This is a genomic window from Synechococcus sp. R5-15, from assembly GCF_047462035.1.
Classification (GTDB): domain Bacteria; phylum Cyanobacteriota; class Cyanobacteriia; order Thermostichales; family Thermostichaceae; genus Thermostichus.
In genome coordinates this window covers 40,862-60,255 of the sequence record NZ_JANSIK010000033.1, presented here as the reverse complement: position 1 = coordinate 60,255, position 19,394 = coordinate 40,862, and the positions used below count along the sequence as shown (strand labels likewise).

Sequence of the window (19,394 nt, the reverse complement as noted above, 5' to 3'; positions counted from 1 at the left end):
CCCCGGCACCCTTCCCTTGGTGTTGATCGAGGTGCAAAACGGGGAATATCTCGGGGAGGACGACATTGTGCGCTTTGAGGATGACTACGCCCGCCAGTAAAGGGATCCCCTGGGCATCCGAATCCACGATTTGTGCGTACAGACCCCGAAAGCTTACAGATTTCTGCATGTCGGGCAAACCTGGGTCAGGTAGGCCAAGGGGCTTGCCTGCACTAGACAAGTGAGGGATAAGCAAGAGGGGGTCAAGGTGACGCAGAAGGCAAGGCAGTGGGCTTTGTGGGTTGCCGGTTTGCTTTGGTGTTGCGGGCCGACGGCTGTCCACGCAGCGGAAGTCATTTCTCTGCAAAGGCTGGGCTACGACCGCTCGGTGCTGCTGCAAGGAGCTAACCCGCGTCTAGATATCGGGATCCCTGCCCCCCTCAACGGCCTTGACCCCGAGGCCAGCTTTGTGCAGTTGCGCCTGGATCCCTCGCCGGTGCTCAAGCCCACGTCCACGGTGCGGGTGCTGATCAACGAGGAGCTAATGGGCCTTTTTCTGGTGCGGGACCTGCGGCAGGAGCCGGTGGTGCGGGTGCCCATCCCCAGCTTGGCCGCTGGCGAGCGCTTTATCACCTTGTCGGTGCAGCCTTTCCTGAGCATCAGCGACGATATTTGCGCCGACTTGAATACCGGCAATTTGCTGCTGACGGTAGGGCGGGATAGTTTCTTTGAGCTGGCGCCCCTCGTTCCTGATGCCACGGTGGCCGGTTTTCTGGGCCGGCTGTATCCTCAGGTTACTTTGGTAGTGCCGGCCAATCCTTCCTCTGAGACGGCGGAAGCAGCTCTGTGGCTGTACAGCCTCCTTTCTCACCTGTTTCCGCAAACGCCCATCCTGTGGAGCAACCGTCCGAAGCAGGGGGCACAGGTGATCTTAGAGCCGGCCAATTTCACCCCCCACTTGCAGCATCAAATTACCCCAGAGGGATCCCGCCTGCGAGTGGCCGCCCGCCGGGAAGCTATTCTTGCTCTCTATGAAGAATGGAAGCGGGCGGGGCTGGTCAGCCGAGGCATCCAGGTGACAAGGGTGGCGGATCTGGAGAGAGCGCTCAGGGCCAACCGCCTCAGCCTGCGAGAGCTGGGGATCGTGGATCCGCTGCTGCGGGGGTTTGGCAGCCAGTCTTTGGTCTTCAACTTCAACCTGTCCCAATTGGGGGGACGACCGCGGGATCTGGCGGCGCAACTAGACGTCATTATGAACCCGGTGGATGGCCGAGTGGGGGATCGCCTGACGGGCTACGTGTTCTTGAATGGCGTTCTGCTGCGCACCTACAACCTAACAGGCCGCACCCAGCTCAACGAGACCGTTACCCTACCCACCCGCCTGTTGCGCCGCTTTAATCAACTGGAGCTCCGCTTTGACTATGGCGCCAGCCCCGGTAATTGCCAGGGATCCCTGACTCCGCTGACCCTACAAGTGCGCTCGGATAGCTCTGGCCTTCTCTGGAGCGGCTACCAAGCCCCTAGCGGCGAGCTGCAGGAGATCCCGGCGGTGCTGCAGGGATCCGGACGGGTTGGGCTGGGGGATCCCCAACTGCTGCCGGCTGCCGCCTACCTGGTCGGTGCCCTCAGCCGGCTGGCTGCCCGACCCCTGCTGCCCACCCTTGAGGTTTTGCCCAAAGAGGAAGCCAACCTGGAGACGGGGAACTTTGCCTGGCAGGTGATCGTGGCTGGGCCAGATCAGGTGGAGCTTAATAGCCCCATCCGGCTGGGATCCCAGTTTGAAATCATCAATCCCCTCAACCAGCAGGTGGCCTTGGCCGCTCAGCCTCAAGAAAACCTCGGCCTTTTGCAGTACTTTCTCCTGAAAGGTAAGCCGAACCTTTGGCTTTCCTGGTGGGGATCTGACCCGGCTTTGGCAGAGCGCCTCAGCCGCGGCCTTGCCGATCCGCGCACCCGCCTGGCCAACCAGCTACAGGGAAACGTGCTCACCGCCTATGCCGCTGCCCCCGATCTCACCCAAGTACAGAGCTGGGATCTCACGCCGGCAGGCTATCGAGTGCGCTACCGCGGTCGCCTCAACTGGCAGCTCCTTTTGTGGCAGTACCGCTTTTGGCTGGTGCTTTTGCTGGCCATCCTGCTGGCTGTGGGGGCATGGGACACCTATCGACGTTTGGCCCGGCGACCTGAGCCGCCAACCCCCTCTTAAGCCAAGCGAGAACCTAAGATTCGCCTAGAATTAACCTGATTTTGAGCTTATGTTAACGCTTATCGAATACTGGTTGGTGCGCACAGGCTGTCTAACCCAGGAGCAGTTGGCAAAGGCTTATCGCTATCAAAAACAAGCTGATTGTTCCCTGCCGCGGGCCCTCTGGAGCTTGAGGGCAATGCACCCCCGTCAGTTTGCTCGCCTCTGCTGTCAGATCTTGGATCGGCCCGAGCTGAGGAGCTGGTTGCTCGAGCATCCCCTCGACCTAGAGCTGCCTTGGCTGATCGAGCCTATCGATCTGGTGCCGGTGCGCTTTCTGCCCTGTGGCTGGCTCGACCCGCGAACCGTAGTGGTTGCTACCGAGGAGCCGGGCCATCCCATTGTCTGGCAAAATGTCAAGCGCCTCTGCCCCGAAGCCGATCGGATTTGGGAGATCCCGGCCACCGAAAAACAGATTCTGACCGCCCTCATTGAACGCAAGCTGACGGCAGAGCTGGTAGGCAGTCGGCTTACTCTGAAACAATGGCAGGATCTTCTGGCCATTCGTCGCCGCACCGGCTCCAGCCTGGGGCAGGTGCTGACCCGGCTGAGCTACCTCTCCACCCCCGAGTATCTCAGCATCCTAGCCCATTTGCTGGGCTACCCAACGGTCTCGCAACTGATGGGAACGGGGCTGCTTCATCGGGAGGAGAATCTGAGCCAACAGTTTGATCCTGAGCTGATGATGCGCCACCTGTTCTACCCCCTAGCCTGGGCAGATGAAAATGCTCTGATGGTGATGGTGAATGACCCCCTGGACTGGGAGGTGGATGAGATCCTCTACGCTTGGCGGCCAGGCTTGCGTATTGAAAAAGTTCTGGGCACCGAGCAGGATATCACGCAGCTTCTCAGCCAGGATCAAGGACCTAAGCTGAGCCAAGAAGCTGTGTACAAGCTCATGGCCCGCCTGCCAGAAGAATCGGCCTCGCGGGTGTTTACCCCCTCCCAGATTGCAGTGGGCTACGGCCTGCTGCTGCTATTTCTATTGGGGTTGGCCACTGCTCCCTGGACGACTCTGACCATTTTGGTGCTGCTGATCAATCTTTTTTACGTCGCTTCGATCCTGTTCAAACTGCTGCTCAGCCTAGTGGGATCCGCCGATCGCTTCCACCAGATTACCGATGAGGAAGTAGCCGCTTTGGATGATCGCGACTTGCCCATCTACACCATCCTGGTGCCGGTCTACAAAGAGCCGGAAGTAATGCCGATTTTGATCAAGTCTCTCTCCAAGCTGGATTACCCCCATGAGCGCTTAGATGTGCTCATCTTGCTAGAAGAAAACGACCGCGCCACCATTGAGGCGGCCCGGGCTGCCAAGCCCCCCCGCTACGTGCGCCTGCTGCTGGTACCGGATAGCAAGCCCAAGACCAAACCCAAAGCTTGCAACTACGGCCTGGCTTTTGCCCGTGGCGAATATCTCACCATCTACGACGCTGAAGATATTCCTGACCCAGATCAACTCAAAAAAGCGGTCATCGCCTTCCAGAAAGGGGATCCCAGCTTGGTCTGCGTCCAGGCTGCCCTCAACTACTTCAACCGCAACGAGAACTTCCTCACCCGCATGTTCACCCTGGAGTATTCCTATTGGTTTGATTACCTTCTGCCGGGTTTGGAAACTCTCAGAATGCCGATCCCCTTGGGTGGCACCAGCAACCACTTTCGCACTGACCGCCTGCGGGAGCTGCAGGGATGGGATCCCTTTAACGTCACCGAAGACGCAGATCTAGGCATCCGCGCCAGCCAGCACGGCTATACCGTGGGCGTGATCAACTCCACCACCTACGAAGAGGCCAACTGTGCCGTTAAAAACTGGATCCGGCAGCGCTCCCGCTGGATCAAAGGCTACATGCAAACTTGGCTGGTCCACAACCGCAACCCCCTGCGCTCCTTGCGCAAGCTGGGCCTCAAAAACTGGCTATCCTACCAATTTTTTATCGGGGGCAGCTTCTTTACCTTTCTCACCAGCCCCATCATGTGGCTGCTGTTTATTTACTGGCTGCTCACCCGCGCCCATTGGCTGCAAAACCTATTTCCCAGTTGGCTGGTTTATCTGGGCTTGTTTAACCTCCTGGTGGGCAATGCCATTGGGATTTACCTCAACTTGGTGGCCGTTTTCCGGCGAGGGTACTACGATCTGGCCTTCTATGCCCTGCTCAACCCCATCTACTGGCAACTGCACTCTATGGCAGCTTACATGGCTCTGTGGCAGCTTTTCACCAAGCCCTTCTACTGGGAAAAGACCATCCACGGGCTGAGCAAGTTTACCCATGCCAAAGTCCAGGAAGCTGCTCATAAAGCAGCCTAGGCTACTGAATCGGTTTCCCAAGCAGTGGTGACGAAGTGAGGACAGCCAGCACCCTTCTAGAAGCTGTAGTCCGAGTCTACGATCACAGCACAACCACTGGGGTGGAGACAGCTAGCCATGATCACCTTGACAGAAAAGTTGCCCTCGTAGGGCGCCTGCACGATGGGGAAATCGTCCAACAGTTCGTCTGTAGCCACCACTTGACCACTGGCATCGTAAAGCACCAGATCCACATCGAAGCAATCCTGGTCGCACTGCGCCCAGATGTTTTCACCTCGGTAGAAATAGCCTGTAACTACGGTCGATTGTCCATTAAGAAGCCACAAACTACGGCTCTGAGCCCAGGCGGCAGCGCCCCCGATAACTGTGGCCGCTCCTATTAAGCTTGCCACCAACCAGCCCCGCACCGAAGCCATAAGACTGCCCTCCTACTGAAAAACGGAGATAGATTTTCTACAGGGATCCACCTCAACGCCCACACTCTAGCACCCAGATCCGTTTCTCCCGAATGATTCAGATCACGTTAAGGATCTTAAGAATCTCATGCTGAAAATCGCGAAAAAGAGTTACAAAAAAAGGGATCCCGAGTAGAGCAGGGATCCCTTAATTTGATTGACAATCCGGCGCAGCTGGCTCATCGGTTGAGCCGACTTCTTTATTGTGGTTTTATTGTGGCAAGCTCAGTTCCCCCCTTCGCCCTAAGGGATCCGTCAAAACACTGCCGGTAGGGCCTTTGATTTGAATGGTGCAGCGGCTGCCGGACACTTCAATAACGTTGTAGTTGGGCACCGCCAGCTCCAAAAAGCGCAAGTTGCCCGTCGTTACCCCTGGGATCCCGCTCACTTGCGGATTGGTCGGGTTCACCGGTGCCAAAAAGCCGTTCACAATCCGGTAATACAGGCGGCTGGCATTGGGGATCCCCAGTTGATTGCCCAGCTCGTCAATGCTCAGGGCCGTAACGCTCCGCCCGGTGGGGCCGGTCCACACTTCCCAGATGGGGTTGCTGCTGCCGGGGTTGACCTGGCCGATGAAGCCGGCATGGTTGTTGCCGGTCAAGAACACCACGTTGCGGATGTTGTTGCTCTCGATAAAGTCAATGACTTCCTGCCGCTCCAGCCAGTAGCCTTCCCAAACATCGTTGGAGCGGAAATAGGTCACCGTGATGGGAAACTCGCTGACGATGAACTTGTAGGTGGCGGTGGAGTTGCGCAGGCCGTTGAACAGCCACTGCTTCTGCGGATTGCCCAAGAGGGTACGGGGCGTGCGGCGCAGCAGGTTAAACAGGGCTTGCTCGGAGCCGGGTGGGCCGAAGAAAAGGGTTTCCTGTTCGGGCGTGAGGCGAATGCCGGCCAGCTCCAAAAAACGCTGCCGGGTCAGGCCGGGAGGCAAAATGGGCAAAATGGGGGTGACCGCCGCCAAATCCCGGTACTGGCGCAGATCCAGGATAAAGACTTCGGCATTGGCCCCGTAGCGGAAGCTGCGAAACAGCCGATCCCGGCTATCTACCCCCGGCACATCCGTCAAGTTGGGGGTGATGGGGTTGTACTCAAAAAAGGCCTGGTAGCCCAGCACCCTGAAATCTTCCACATCGCGGGTTTGCCCGGTGGTGTCGTTGAGCTGGACGGCGCGGCCGCCGCGGGCCTTCTGGCCGCTGTAGTTGTCGATTACCTCGTGGTCATCCCAGTTGACGACAAAGGAGGTACGACTGAACAGTTGCGGGAACTCCGGCCCGGCATATTTGGGATCCCGCTGATCCCGATAGAGGCTGCGGTAAAACTCCAGGTTGCCGATGGGATCCAGCCCCAGCCAAAAGCGATCCGCGTAAACGGTGTCGCCGTTGAAGGAGATGAAATCGATATCGCCGCGGTTAACCTCGGCCAATAGGGCTGCCCCAATGGGAAAAGGAGGCTCATTGGCGCAGCTAATGTGCAAGAAGCGGATGGGCCGCCCATCGCCCGCAGCCGGCAGGGTGCGGAACTGGCCCACAGGGCTGGTAAGCCCCTCGCTGACAAAACGGTAGAAATAGCGCTGCGCCGGCCTCAGGCCGGTAACGACGGCCCGGGCAATGTAGTCGCCCGGCTCGGTGCGGTAGTTGCGACCGGCCACGCGGCGGGCAGTCAGCGAAACCTGCTGCAGAATGGGGCTGAACTCGGCATTTTCCGCCACCTGCAGCGTCACAGGCACCGTATCCACGCTGCTGGCCGGCACCACCCGCGTGGAAAGCACCGCCCCCTCAGCGGTGGGATCCCCGGCAAATACCCCTTGGGGAAATCCAGGCTCTCCCAGGGGGGGAATGGAGGAACTGGAGGTGCCCCCACAGGCAGCCAGGGCGGCTGCCCCACCTCCAAACATCAGCAACTGCAGGAAAAAGCGACGGGAACGCAGGGAACTCATAGGGCCCACCTCAGGGACGCAGGCAAATGTAAAGGGATCCGCAACAAAGGCCAATCGCCTTTTTAGTCAAGCACCTTTGCCCCCAAGCTGAGGTTGTGGGCAGGTGAAGGTTGGGTTAGGGTTGGTTTAACGGCTCTGACCCCTGCGCCCAGGTTCCCCACGGCCTTTTCACAGAGCTTGCTGAGAAGGCTAAAATTTCATTACAGTTTTTCCTGCTTTTGCCCCATTTTTGCGGTTTTGCGTTCCTTAGACTTCTTGTTGACCCTGCCGAAGGAGGGATCGTCGTGGCTACGGAGACTCTGGTCAAGCCTTCTGTAACCCCGAAGCACATGCCCATGTACCGGGTGTTGCTGCACAACGACGATGTCAACACCATGGAGTACGTGGTTCAGGTGCTGGTGAAGGTGATCCCGGCGATGATGCCGCCGCAAGCCACTGAGATCATGCTGGAAGCCCACCACAACGGCGTTGCTGTGGTGATCGTGGTGCCGCGGGAGCACGCGGAGTTTTACTGTGAGCAGTTGCGTCAGCACGGCCTCACCAGCTCCATTGAGCCGGAACGCTAAGCAGGAGCGGTTGGGGTGGGCCTGCTGATTGCAAAACTCAAGGCTTTGCCCTTGCCGCTGCGGCTGTTGCTGTTTTTGGGGATCCCCCTCCTAGCGTGGCTGCCGTGGGTCGGGCTAGGGGGGTGGTTTTTTCCGGAAGCGCGAGCCTACCTGTGGCTGCCCCTGTATGCCTTGCTGCTGGTCTGGCTGGGGCTGTGGGGATCCGGGTTTGCCGCCTATGGACTGGATGGCAGTTGGCCTTGCCGAAGCGGGATCCTGTGGGGCCTGGGGATCGGGGTCGGGGGGCTTTTCTTGCTTTTGGGCCTGGAGGGATCCCTGGGTTGGCTGAGTTGGAGGGCGGTAGGAGGGGGATCCCTGCTGGTCTATGGGTTGCTGGGGTTGCTTTTGGGCTTGGGGGTGGCGCTGGCGGAGGAGCTGTTTTTTCGCGGCTGGCTGCTGCAGGAGATGCTGCTGGACTACGGTTGCAGCACTGCGGTGTGGGGATCCAGCTTCCTGTTTGCTATGGCCCATTTCCTGAAGCCTTTGCCTGAGATTCTCGCCACCTGGCCGCAATTTCCCGGACTGTGGCTGATGGGGCTGCTGCTGGTGCAGGCGAGGGTCTGGAACCAAAACAAGCTGGGCCTTAGCCTAGGGCTGCACGCGGGTTGGGTATGGGGCATGGCCTGGGTCAACAATCTGGCCTGGATTGAGTACACCGGCAGGGTGCCCGAGTGGCTGACCGGGATCGGCGGCAACCCCTTGGCGGGCCTGATGGGCTTGCTTTTTCTAGGAGGGACTTTCGCATTTCTCAACGGCCTGGCTCAAGCTGGCTGGCTACCGGCAGACCTGGAAAAGCGTTGATTGAGCTGATCGATAAAGAATAACCTACTCTCCCCAAGGCCCTTCCTCGTAGTAGGCGGTCACCTGCTCCTTGGGCGGCTGGGTAAGCAAGCTTACGCCAATTAACACCCCACTGCCGATCACCACTGCCGGGATTACGGGTAACCAGCCCCCTGTCCAAGCCCGCGGCAACAGACCCGACAGCCAACCTAAAGTCAGGCCACTGGAGACGAGGGCCCCGGCTACAGCCCCAGCGCGGGTAGCCCGCTTCCAGTACAGACCGGCTATCAGGATTGGGAACAGCATGGCATTTCCCTGAAAGCTCCAGGTGGCAATCTCCACAATCAGCCCCGGCGGGTTAAGGGCAATGGCAAAAGAGGCCAAACCGATCCCCAGCACCACCCAGCGTCCCAATTGTTCTTCTTGGTGGGGGGAAAGCTGGCGCCTGAAGAAGGTAACCACCAGATCCCGCGTCACTAGGGAGCTGGCGGTGAGAAGCTGGGAGTCAGCTGTAGACATGAGAGCAGCCAGGGCCGCCGTAATCACCACCGCTGCTACGCCGCCGGGCAGAGTTTGCAACATCAGGGGTATGATCTGGTCCGCTTTCTCCAGGCCGGGAAAAGCCAGGCGGCCCCAAACCCCCAGCAGAGCTGCTGGGAAAAAGACCAGCAGAATCAGCAGCGGCCAGACTACCATCAGGGTCTGGAAGGGCCGGGCACTTTTGGCCATGTAGAAGCGCTGGAAAAATTGTGGGAAAAGGGGAGTGGCCATGAAAAACAGCAGTTGATTGCCGAGTAACCCTTGCCAGCTCCAGCGTCCTTGGGGGCCGGGCAAGCTCAGCCAGGGATCCAGTTCGCTACCCGCTTCTCTCCCTAGGGAGAAAGCCACTGCAACAAAGGCCACCCCCATCCCCAGAATCAAGATGATCCCCTGCACCACGTCCGTCCAGACCACCGCCTGGGATCCGCCAAAGAGCACATACCCCAGGATCACCAAGGCCACCACCACTGCCAAGGGCCAGTAGGGGATCCCCTCCCCCAAGACAGCCGCTAGGGTTCGGGCTCCGCCAATGATCTGGATGCTGATGTAGGGGGCTGTAAACACCAAAGCGCTCAGGCAATACAACAACGCCAACAGGGGGCTTTGAAAACGATGGCCGAAGAACTCCGAAGGGGTGATGAAGCCAAAGTGTTGGGCTGCTAGCCATACCCGGTAGCCCACCCACAAAAACAGCCCCGAAATGAGGGCGGTGGTCACCCCCACCCCCAAGAAGATTCCCAGGCCATGGGTATAGGCATCTGCCGGCACCCCAATGAAGGTAAAGGCGCTGAGCAAGGTGGCCAGCGTCGTCAAAGTTAGAGCCAGGGATCCCAGACCCCGCCCCGCCAAAAAGTAGCTAACCGGATCCCGACCGCTGTGGCGATAGCTCCAGAAGCCGATGGCTGCCAGCAGCAGCAAGTACACCCCCACCACACCCAAACTTAAAATGCTGTCAGTCATCTCCAGGCCAGCAAACGCGCACAATGTAAAGATTCAAGGGCACCAGCAGCAGCACGGCCAGCCCTGCCCCCCAGTACCAAGCAGGGATCCCCAATACCTGCGGCTGGGCAGAGCGGATCCCTGCCCAGGTCAACAGCCACAGCAGGGGATAAAACCCCCACACCCAAGCCTGCCGCATCCGTCCAAACCGCAGGGGCCTTGATCCCTGAAGGTTACCGCCGGGATCCAACCCTGACATCTGCCCATCTCCTGATTTTTTGCCACGGGTTCCTTTTGCCGATTATTTAAGATACAGCCACTGTTGCGCAGAGCTGAAATTGTCTTTCTCCACTTCCCCTTCAGATCCTGCCGGCAAGGTGGAGCCTTTCCGTTGGCCAAAGCGCGGAGAACCAGAGCGGCCTTATTGGCTAGCTTGGGCCCGCATCAAAGGGATTGGCCCCCACCGGCTCAAGCGGCTGGCGGAGTTTTTTGGATCCCTGGAGCGGGCTTGGCAAGCGGATGCCCCGGCCCTGCGGCAGGTGGAAGGCATTGGCCCCACCCTGGCCCAGGCTATTGTCTCTGCCCGTCCTGGCCTTGATCCCGAGCAGATCCTGGAGGAAACCCTCAAAGCGGGGATCCCCTTTCTCACGCCTGCAGATCCGGACTATCCGCCGCTGCTGTGGGAGGTGCCAGATCCCCCGCCCATTCTCTATGCCCTAGGAGAATGTCCCAATTGGCAACAGCCGGCTATTGCCATCGTCGGCACCCGCGCCCCTACGGCCTACGGTCGACAGTGGACCCAGAAAGTCAGCGCTGCCCTGGCGGAAGCTGGCTGTGTGGTGGTCTCGGGGCTGGCAACGGGGATCGACGGCATTGCCCACCAGGCCTGTCTGGATGCCGGCGGCAAGACGGTGGCCGTGGTGGGAACGGGGGTGGACAAAGTTTACCCAGCTCACCATCAAGCTCTCTACCGGCGCATCCTGGCCCAAGGGGCCATCCTCAGCGAATATCCCCCCGGCACGCCACCGGCCAAGGAGCATTTTCCCCAGCGCAACCGCATCATTGCCGGCCTCTGCCGCGCCACTTTGGTGATGGAGGCTCCGGAAACCTCGGGAGCGCTAATTACTGCTCACCTGGCCAACCACTACGGTCGGGAAGTGTATGCCCTGCCGGGGAACATCGACACGGCAGCAGCCCGCGGCTGCCTGCAGCTCATCCGCGACGGCGCCGGCATGATCCTGGGGATCGAGGAGCTGTTGAAAGACTTGGGCCTCCTCCAGGGATCCCCTGTGCTAAAGCAGCCCTCGTCCACTGGCCCCAGCGATCCCCAACAGCAACTGCTCTGGCAGCTGCTAGGGGAGGGCATCCTCAGCCTCGATGCCCTGGCCCAGGCTAGCCAGATGGATATTGCCACCCTTTCCAGTACCCTGCTGCTTATGGAATTGGAAGGCTGGCTGGTACAACTGCCGGGGATGCGCTACCAGCGGGCTCGCTGAGGCTGGATCCCTGCACTGCTTCTCCGATAGGAGCACGGCAAGTGGGATCCTCGTGGCGGGGATTGTTCACATGGGTGCTGACCGGATAAGCCACCATGGCCTCTGCCGGGTAGGGGCGAAGCAGGGGCAACAGCAGCTTGGGATCCTGCACCTGGGGATCCAGCCAAAGGTCGTAGTCGTTTTCCGTCAAAATCACGGGCATCCGCTCGTGAAAAAGCCGCATCAGGCGGTTGGCAGCGGTGTTGAGGATGGCACAGGTTTCCACCTCCACCCCCTCTGGACTGCGCCAGCGTTCCCAAATCCCGGCAAAGGCAAATACCGGTCGATCCAGCAGGTGAAACCAGTAGGGTTGTCTGCCCTTCTTGCCTGTACCCTGGTCGGCCCACTCGTAGAAGCCATCTGCCGGGATCAGGCAGCGACGACGGCGGAAAGCTTCGCGGAAAGAAGGCTTCTCGGCCACCGTTTCAGAACGAGCATTGATCAACCCGGCCTTGGCGGCTTGGCTCCAAGCGGGGATCAAGCCCCAGCGAAAATGGGTTGCCTCGCGCTGAAGGGATCCCGCCACCACCGCCAGCACCGGCTGAGAAGGAGCGATGTTATACCGGGGGACAGCTGCCCTTTCTTGGGCTGCCGCCGGCAAGCCGAAATGCTGCATCAGCACTTCTGGCGCCACTGCCAGGCTAAACCGTCCACACATGTTTGTCCCCCAGTCGCTCACCCCAAATGGCCTGCCGACAGGATCCCCTAAACCTTGGTGGAAATGCCCAGCAGTTGCAAGATCCCGCGCAGGGGAATCTCCACCCACTCGGGGCGGTGGTTCAACTCATAGCCCAGCTCGTAAATGGCTTTTTCCAGCAGATAGGCGTCCAACAACACCTCTATCTCTTGCAGGCTGCGGGGCAAAAAAGCCGCTTGGGAAGCCACCTGCAGATATTCGGCCAAAAAGCCCGCGCAGACCCAGCGGTGCCAAAACTGGGCCCACCGCATCATGTCGGGGCAGTGGTCGGCGCAGACCAAGCCGCTCTCCAGTTGCTGGCGCAAAGCTGTGTGGACAGCATAGTGGAAGGATCGCAGCATCCCCGCCACATCCCGTAAGGGGCAACGCTTGAGACGCCGTTCGCCCAAAGAGCGGGCCGGCTCCCCTTCAAAGTCGATGATGACAAAGTCTTTGCCGGTAAACAGCACCTTGCCCAGGTGATAATCCCCGTGGCAGCGGGTACGCAGGGCGGTGATCTTCCGCTCCAGGATCAGGCGGAAGCGGCTCATGATTTCCCCTTCTTGGTCGCAAACAGCCCGAGCCAAGTTGGCCTCTGCTTCCGGCAGCTTGGGGAGCTGCTTATAAGGACTCCGTCCCGCTGACGCGAACAGCAGCGGAAACACCTGCCCCACCAAGTTGCGCATGGACTGGTAAACGGAGCGCTGGTACAGGCTGGAGAAAGGCTCTGGGGCAAAGTCTTTGTTCTCCGTATCGGCAGCCAGGGCGATGTGCAGCTCGGCGGTGCGCTTGGCCAAGATCCGCACCGATTCTAGGTAGCTGCCGATGATGGCGTAGGCCAGCTCTGGCAAGGGCTGTTGGGAAAGCTCCAAGAAGGATCCCTGCGGCACGGGCACGGGATCCACCTCTTGGTAGTGAACCAGCACCGCCTCAAAAAATTGCCCCAGGCTGTCCAGGGTGTAGTGCCAGGCATCTCCCTCGTTGGGGATGTACTCCTGCAAAATGGCCAGGGTAATGGGCTGATCGGCGGGATCAAACCCACGGGCCCCGCGACGACGGCGATACTCCAGGGATCCCAGCAGCCGTGGCACGCGCACCTGGGGATGGTGCTCCAGCAGGTAGCGGCCTATCTCCAGCTCTGGGTTTACCCCCTCGGCCACCCGGTGGTAGAGCTTGAGGAGGTAGTGGTTGCCATAGACAACGGAGGCGTAGCTCTGCTCCGCCTTGAGGAGGCGGGGTTCCAGGTCATGCTCAAGGGCAGCAAAGCTAGTGGCCCAGAGCTCTCCCTGACGGTGACGCAGGCGGCCCTGCTGGGCAATTAGCTGCAGCAGCCGCAGCAAGAAGCTTTTGTCAGCCAGAGCGTTGAAAATTACTCCCGCCGGCCCTCCGGCCACTTGCACAGGGAGGATGACCGCCTGGGGCATCTCTAGGCGCAGGTGTACGGCTGCTTCTTGGGTGGCATAGCCCACAGGGAGAGAGTAGAGCTGCGTATCGCCCTCGATAAACTCGGCCTGGAGAAGCAAGATCTGGCTGCCCAGCAAGGACTCCTCTTCTCGGCGGCAGGGGATAGCCTGCAGGATATGGATCGCCTGGAGCTGGCGGTTTTGGGAGCCAAACCAACGACAGCGGTAGAGGTAGTCCGCCAAGACTGCCTCCAGCTGCTTTTGGCTTTCCCCTTGCAAGAGACTGTCCCAACTACCACTTTGAACAACCAGAGGACTACCACTTTGAACAACCAGAGGGACCAGGCGTTCCTGCTCCTCCGCTTTGCTGGGGCTGAGGTGGATGGTCTCCGTTTTGGGCTCAAGGGAAAACCAGTAAAAGGAATGGGGGCCTAGCGTTAGGAAATAGGGCAGTCGCCCAATAGGGGGAAACTCGGTGTGGCCAAAGATCTCCACCGGGATCAATCCTTCCCACGGCGATAGATCCAGCCCCACCCACTGGGCGTAGCGGGAGAGATTGGCCACCACCAAGATGCGCTCGCCGCGGTAGGCTCGCACAAAGGCAAGCACCTTGCGATTTTCCGGGTGGAGCAGCTCAAAGGAGCCGCGGCCAAAAGCTTGGAATCGCTTGCGCACGGCGATGAGCCGCTTCATGGTCCACCACAGGGAATGGGGGTTGTTTCGCTGCGCCTCCACATTGACAGCTTCGTAGTGGTACTCGGCGTCGATGACGATGGGCAGGTAGAGCTTCTGAGGGTTGGCCCGCGAAAAGCCGGCGTTGCGGTCGGCGCTCCACTGCATGGGGGTGCGCACGCTATTGCGATCCCCCAGGTAGATGTTGTCCCCCATGCCGATCTCGTCCCCGTAGTAGATGACCGGCGTGCCGGGCAGAGAAAACAGCAGGCTGTTCATCAGCTCGATGCGGCGGCGGCTGTTGCCCAGCAGGGGGGCCAAGCGGCGGCGGATCCCCAGGTTCACCCGCGCGTTGGGATCCTTGGCGTACACCTGGTACATGTAGTCCCGCTCCTCGTCAGTGACCATCTCCAGGGTGAGCTCGTCGTGGTTGCGCAGGAAGAGGGCCCACTGGCAGGTTTCAGGAATGGGAGGGGTTTGTTGCAGGATGTCAATGATGGGGAAGCGATCCTCCATCTGGATGGCCATAAACAGCCGTGGCATGAGGGGAAAGTGGAACTCCATGTGGCACTCGTCCCCATCGCCGAAGTAGGCCACAGCATCTTCTGGCCACTGGTTGGCCTCCGCCAGCAGCATGCGGCCAGGATACCTTTGGTCAATGTGTCGGCGCAGAGCCTTGAGAAAGGCATGGGTCTCCGGTAGGCTCTCGCAGGTGGTGCCCTCCCGCTCGTAGAGATAAGGCACCGCGTCCAGCCGCATGCCATCTACCCCCAAGCTCAGCCAAAAGTCCACCACCTCGAACATGGCTTTTTGTACGGCGGGGTTGTCGTAGTTGAGATCTGGCTGGTGGGAGTAAAAGCGGTGCCAGTAGTAGGCCTTGGCCGCTGAATCCCAGGTCCAGTTGGAGGCTTCAAAGTCTTGAAAGATAATGCGGGCCTCTTTGTACTTTTCGGGGGTATCGCTCCAAACGTAAAAGTCCCGCTCGGGGGTGCCGGGGGCAGCTCGTCTGGCCCGCTGAAACCAGGGGTGCTGATCCGAAGTGTGGTTGAGGATGAGCTCAATGATGACGCGGATCCCCCGCTTATGGGCAGCCTCCAGAAAGATCTTGAAGTCTTCTAGGGTGCCCAAGTCAGGGTGAACACTGGTAAAGTCAGAAACGTCGTAGCCGTCATCTTTTAAAGGCGAGGGGAAAAACGGCAGCAGCCAGACGGCTGTAATCCCCAGTTCTTGCAAGTAGTCCAGCTTTTCGGTCAGGCCCTGGAAGTCGCCCACGCCATCGCCGTCGCTGTCGAAAAAGGCCCGTGCCGGCAGCTCGTAGATGATTGCATCTTTGTACCAAAGGGGGTCGTGGGTGAGGGGGGAGATGAGGCTGCGCAGAGGGGCTCGGATCATCATGTCGGTCATGTCGGCAACAGAGACAGGATTGGGACACCTTGGCAACCCTAGCCGTTGAATGGGGATCCCCTCAATAGGCTACAGCCTTCTCTTGGGTGCCAGGGATCCCCGGCGTCGGTTCAGGCAATGCCACTCCGCTTCTGGGCTTCCTTGCGGGAGACGGCCACGTGGCGCAGGCCGGCCCGGAGCAGCTCCTGCTCGATCAAGGCAAAAAACCGCTGCCGATCCCCGCTTCTCACCACCGCCAAATGATGGGCTTCCGCCAAGGCGATGGGGTAGCCAAAGCCCTTGTGCACTTGGCTCAGCACCCCTGCCAGAGCCCGCTGCAGCAACTCCGCATCCTGGACCACCCAAGCGGGAAACTCCAGGCGAGCAATTTCGGCTTGGCCCAGGGATCCCTCGCCAACATTGAGGTAACAACAGTGGACGTGGTGTTCCCCGAAGGCGTCCAACACGCTGGCGCCGCTGCGCCAAAGGGGGCTGCGCTCTCCCGGCTGCAGCAGGGATCCCCAAAAGACGCGGTCTGCCAGGGGGGCGAAGGGATGGCAGGGAGGAGACTTCTCGCCGGGACAGTAGCGGTAGCAGTCACAGCCCAGGTACGGGCACAGCCCCAAGCGCAGGTAGTTGAGGGTTTCGCTGCTGCGGGAGGCGCTGATGTAACCCACGAGAGGAATGCGGGCCGCCCGCAACTGCTCCAAGGTCGCCAGAATGGGATCCAACCAGGGGCGCCGGGCCGACTGGGGCAGAGGCTCCAGTCCCCAAGGGATTAGGGATCCATCCAGGAGCGCCAGCGTGGTGCGGCGACGGGGCACCGACAGGGCCAAACGAGCCAGCTCCTCCAGTTCCGCTTGGGAGCGTCGTAAGGCCAATATCTCTTCCAGCCCCAACGAGGACTCCGTGCCGCTGGTAGGATTGCGTTCACCTGGAGCGCGCTGCGGGCGAGAGTCTCGCCGGTTAAGGGGGGCCCTCGGCAACCCTTCTGCCCGCGGTTCCGAGAGAGGGGAGTCTGAGCGGTTTTGCTGGGCAAGGGGCCCATCTCCATACAGCAGCAGGGGCTGGCTGTCCAGGAGCGGCCACTCCTGGGTGCCGTAGTGGAGAACCACGCGCCCAACATTGATCAGCGAGCAGTAGGCAATCTCGTGATGGCTGGGCAAAATCTGGGATCCATCCGTGGCCACCACCGTGTGTCGCCCCTGCAGAGGCTCGACCTTGGGCAGGGATCCCCAGGCTTCCGGCGGCTCGGCGGGGCTGGCGCAAACAAACGACAGATGGGATCCCCACTCGGCCCAGCGGGACTGCCAAACCTGCGGCTCCTGCTGCCAGCGCTCGAAAACTTGCCAGGCTTGGCGGAGGCGTTCTTGGCTGGCTTTCGACTCCTGTTGCAGGTGCCGGGTGAAGGCAGGAATTTGCCCGCTCAGCTTAACCAGATCCAACATGATGGCCGCATCAGCCCTGCATGGCAATACGGCTGCCAGAAGCGGAAGAAGCCACATCTTGTCCTTCTGAGGAGTTGAGCAGCTCTTCCAGCGGAAACTCCCCGTAGACCTCGCTGCTGTTGTTGGGGCTCTCCTGCAGGCGAACCCGATGCAACTGCACCCCCAGCTCCCGCAGGGGCAGAGTCAGCAGCCGCTGGATGTAGAGGGCGATGTTTTCGGCAGTAGGCACCACCTGGGCAAAGTAGGGAATGTCTTTGTTCAAAAAGGTGTGATCCAGCGGCTTCACCACCTGCTCCTCGATCAGCCGCTGCAGGGCCGCCAAGTCCACGATCATCCCCGTGCGCGGGTCGATGGATCCCTTGACGGTGATCTCCAGGCCGTAGTTGTGGCCGTGGCCGTGGGGACGGGCACAGAGGCCGTAGATGGCGCTGTTTTCTTCAAAACTCAGGTGATCCAGAGCCAAGCGGTGGGCGGCGCTGAAATGGGTGGCAACAGTCAAGTAGGCTTGCATGGCTTCTCCTCGGTATTCGGCCCAAAGCTCAGGATCTTCGTACAGACGGACGCTGGTTAGGGGCAAGGCATCGGCCAGGCGTTGCCAAATCACGTAAGCGATAAACTCGGTAGTGGGCAAGGTTTGGGCAAACTCCGGCCAAGCTTGATTTAGATAAGCAAAGTTGAGATCTTGAATCACCCGCTGCCGGATCACTTGCTTTACATCCGAGAGGTTGAGCACCATCCCATAGTCATCCACCTCACCACTCATGCCCACCTCCAGCACATAGTTGTGGCCATGGCCGGGAAAACGGGCATTTGGGCCAAAGCGGGCTAAGTTCTCGGCTTCTGAGAGTTCGGGCAACCAGTACCGATGGCTGGCGGCAAATTGCGCACGGCGGTAGATTGTACAGATTCTGGACATGAGTGGAGAGGAGAGCATCTGCCGGGGGATCCACCCTTTAGCTTGACACACTCCCCGGCCCAGAGGGTGGAAATTCTCAGCGGCCCTCAGCCTGCCCTCCCAGTGGTCTTGCCGTCATCTCTGTCCTGCGCCAGGTCAGGCACTTGCCCTGCCGACCGGGTCGGCCTGTGCATACCCTCATTTCCCAGAAAGCATTTCGAGCAAGGTTTTGGCGGCATTGTGTCCTGAGAGCCAAGCCCCCTCTACGCGCCCTCCGGCGCACCAATCGCCGGCACAAACCAAAGGCAATCCCTCGGCAGCGGAAACCGGCACACGGGTGCTTAAGCTGGCCAATCCCGTGGTTTCCAAAGGCAAAGCGTAGCGCCAACGGTGCACCTGCATCCATTGTGGCGAAGCCAACCAGGGATCCAGCCGTTGGGCTGCGTGGGCCAGCAATTCTCGACCGGCCTTTTCCAGCTCAGAGGGGCCGGCCTCCAAGTACAGAGATGACCACTCCGCCCCCCCATGCAAGACCACCACAGGCGGGAGCGGCTGCAGGCGCTTGCTGCTGTCCAGTCCCAGCCAGGCCAACATCGGATCCTCCAAGCACTTGATCCCCTTCCAAGGCGGCGTATGCTCAGAGTAGCCCGCCAAAACCGCAAGGCAGGGTTGATACTGGGCGGATTCCAGCAGAGGCAACAGGTTTTCAGCCGAAGGGATCCCTTCCCGGAGCAGGGGCAGCAACTGGGGGGCCGGAATTGTCGCCACCAGGGCAGCAGCCTCGTAGCATTGGCCGTTCTCCGCTTTCAATTGCCAGGTGGTTACCAAAGGTTTGAGGCTGACCACACGAGTTTGGGTGTGTACCGACAGCGGGGCAGCCAAGTGTTTGGCCAGCATTGTCATGCCCTGGGGGCAAGCGTAGCGTGGTTTCTCGTCGTTGGGATCCTCTGGGCGCAGCCCTTCTCGATCCAGCACATGCAGCGAGCGCGTCCACTCCGCCAGCAGCCCCAGGCCCAGCAGCTCCTTCACCCAGCGATAAAAGCCATCCGAATCGGCAGTCAGGTATTGAGCCCCATGATCCACCGGCACCGTTTGCCCAGCATGTTCAACTCGACGGGTGGCCATGCGCCCGCCCAAGCCTGCCGATTTTTCCAGCACCAGAACCTGGAGCCCTGCCCGCAGCAGTTGCCTTGCACACACCAAACCGGCCACTCCCGCCCCGATGACAATCACATCGGCGGATGTTGAGCGGGCTCCCTCGGAAGGGGTTACCGCTGCCTGGGTCTCCTCACCTAGCATACTGAGCCTGCCGGCTGTGAGCGGATCCGCACGTTCAGCTCCCCCCTCTGCCAAAGGGGTTGTTGCCTCTTTCGCCGAAGAGCTTGGCTTCTCCCTTGATGGCAGCCTTGATGATGTTGTAGGCAGCCCAGGCAACCACCAAAACAATGGGCGACAGAACGATCAGCGGACGGAGATCAATGTCCATGGTTTTCATCCCCCCCTAACATAGATTGATTTACCAGATTGATTTACCGACTGCTTGGAACAAGAGCCTCCAGGGTTGGCCACCGCCAGAATCCCGATGGGGTGAAACC

At 60.0% G+C, this 19,394-nt stretch carries 15 protein-coding genes and 1 pseudogene; 6 read left to right on the top strand and 10 right to left on the bottom strand.

Annotated elements, in window-relative coordinates; all coding sequences use genetic code 11:
* From NW839_RS03680 to NW839_RS03670, 3 genes and pseudogenes are all read left to right on the top strand, one after another.
* Positions 1–100, top strand: a pseudogene (locus tag NW839_RS03680) (mannose-6-phosphate isomerase); the annotation flags it as partial.
* A gap of 147 nt (positions 101–247) precedes the next feature.
* Positions 248–2,185 carry a cellulose biosynthesis cyclic di-GMP-binding regulatory protein BcsB gene (locus NW839_RS03675; protein WP_414380476.1) on the top strand — a complete coding sequence of 646 codons (1,938 nt, stop codon included), beginning with the start codon at positions 248–250 and terminating at the stop codon, positions 2,183–2,185.
* A 49-nt stretch (positions 2,186–2,234) separates the two neighbouring features.
* Positions 2,235–4,529, top strand: coding sequence for a glycosyltransferase family 2 protein (locus tag NW839_RS03670; RefSeq protein ID WP_414350667.1), 2,295 nt, complete (start codon positions 2,235–2,237; stop codon positions 4,527–4,529).
* A 56-nt stretch (positions 4,530–4,585) separates the two neighbouring features.
* On the opposite strand, the gene NW839_RS03665 is transcribed toward NW839_RS03670, so the two are convergent.
* On the bottom strand, positions 4,586–4,945 hold the full coding sequence (locus NW839_RS03665) for a hypothetical protein (protein ID WP_414350669.1): 360 nt from the start codon (positions 4,943–4,945) through the stop codon (positions 4,586–4,588).
* 250 nt (positions 4,946–5,195) lie between these two features.
* The gene (locus tag NW839_RS03660) at positions 5,196–6,923 is read right to left on the bottom strand and encodes an alkaline phosphatase D family protein (RefSeq protein WP_414350672.1); all 1,728 of its coding nucleotides are present in this window, start codon (positions 6,921–6,923) and stop codon (positions 5,196–5,198) included.
* A gap of 284 nt (positions 6,924–7,207) precedes the next feature.
* Here NW839_RS03660 and clpS point away from each other — a divergent pair, with 284 nt between their 5' ends.
* On the top strand, positions 7,208–7,489 hold the full coding sequence (clpS, locus tag NW839_RS03655) for an ATP-dependent Clp protease adapter ClpS (protein ID WP_011432326.1): 282 nt from the start codon (positions 7,208–7,210) through the stop codon (positions 7,487–7,489).
* A gap of 15 nt (positions 7,490–7,504) precedes the next feature.
* Positions 7,505–8,329, top strand: coding sequence for a lysostaphin resistance A-like protein (locus NW839_RS03650; RefSeq protein WP_414350675.1), 825 nt, complete (start codon positions 7,505–7,507; stop codon positions 8,327–8,329).
* Between the two features lie 24 nt (positions 8,330–8,353).
* On the opposite strand, the gene NW839_RS03645 is transcribed toward NW839_RS03650, so the two are convergent.
* Together NW839_RS03645 and NW839_RS03640 are read right to left on the bottom strand one after the other, a co-directional pair.
* Positions 8,354–9,808: a sodium:solute symporter family protein gene (locus NW839_RS03645; RefSeq protein WP_414350678.1), complete on the bottom strand. Its 1,455-nt coding sequence runs from the start codon at positions 9,806–9,808 to the stop codon at positions 8,354–8,356.
* Positions 9,801–10,046, bottom strand: a complete 246-nt coding sequence (locus NW839_RS03640) for a hypothetical protein (protein WP_414350680.1) — start codon at positions 10,044–10,046, stop codon at positions 9,801–9,803. Before NW839_RS03640 ends, NW839_RS03645 begins: the two co-directional genes overlap by 8 nt.
* 79 nt (positions 10,047–10,125) lie before the next feature.
* Here NW839_RS03640 and dprA point away from each other — a divergent pair, with 79 nt between their 5' ends.
* Positions 10,126–11,283 (top strand): DNA-processing protein DprA, encoded by a 1,158-nt coding sequence (gene dprA / locus NW839_RS03635; RefSeq protein ID WP_414350682.1) that lies wholly within the window; start codon positions 10,126–10,128, stop codon positions 11,281–11,283.
* Here dprA and NW839_RS03630 read toward each other — a convergent pair.
* The 6 genes from NW839_RS03630 to NW839_RS03605 form a co-directional block, all read right to left on the bottom strand.
* Positions 11,222–11,980 (bottom strand): SOS response-associated peptidase, encoded by a 759-nt coding sequence (locus tag NW839_RS03630; RefSeq protein ID WP_414350683.1) that lies wholly within the window; start codon positions 11,978–11,980, stop codon positions 11,222–11,224. The two genes, dprA and NW839_RS03630, sit on opposite strands and share 62 nt — an antisense overlap.
* Before the next feature lie 47 nt (positions 11,981–12,027).
* Positions 12,028–15,468 (bottom strand): maltose alpha-D-glucosyltransferase, encoded by a 3,441-nt coding sequence (treS, locus tag NW839_RS03625; protein ID WP_414380474.1) that lies wholly within the window; start codon positions 15,466–15,468, stop codon positions 12,028–12,030.
* Positions 15,469–15,587: 119 nt separating this feature from the next.
* On the bottom strand, positions 15,588–16,904 hold the full coding sequence (locus tag NW839_RS03620; RefSeq protein WP_414350687.1) for a DNA double-strand break repair nuclease NurA: 1,317 nt from the start codon (positions 16,902–16,904) through the stop codon (positions 15,588–15,590).
* 10 nt (positions 16,905–16,914) lie between these two features.
* Positions 16,915–17,820 carry a 6-carboxytetrahydropterin synthase gene (locus NW839_RS03615; protein WP_414350689.1) on the bottom strand — a complete coding sequence of 302 codons (906 nt, stop codon included), beginning with the start codon at positions 17,818–17,820 and terminating at the stop codon, positions 16,915–16,917.
* A 177-nt stretch (positions 17,821–17,997) separates the two neighbouring features.
* Complete coding sequence (locus NW839_RS03610) at positions 17,998–19,098, bottom strand: NAD(P)/FAD-dependent oxidoreductase (RefSeq protein ID WP_414350691.1); 1,101 nt, start codon at positions 19,096–19,098, stop codon at positions 17,998–18,000.
* A 34-nt stretch (positions 19,099–19,132) separates the two neighbouring features.
* On the bottom strand, positions 19,133–19,285 hold the full coding sequence (locus NW839_RS03605) for a photosystem II protein Y (RefSeq protein ID WP_414330801.1): 153 nt from the start codon (positions 19,283–19,285) through the stop codon (positions 19,133–19,135).
* Positions 19,286–19,394 lie beyond the last annotated feature (109 nt).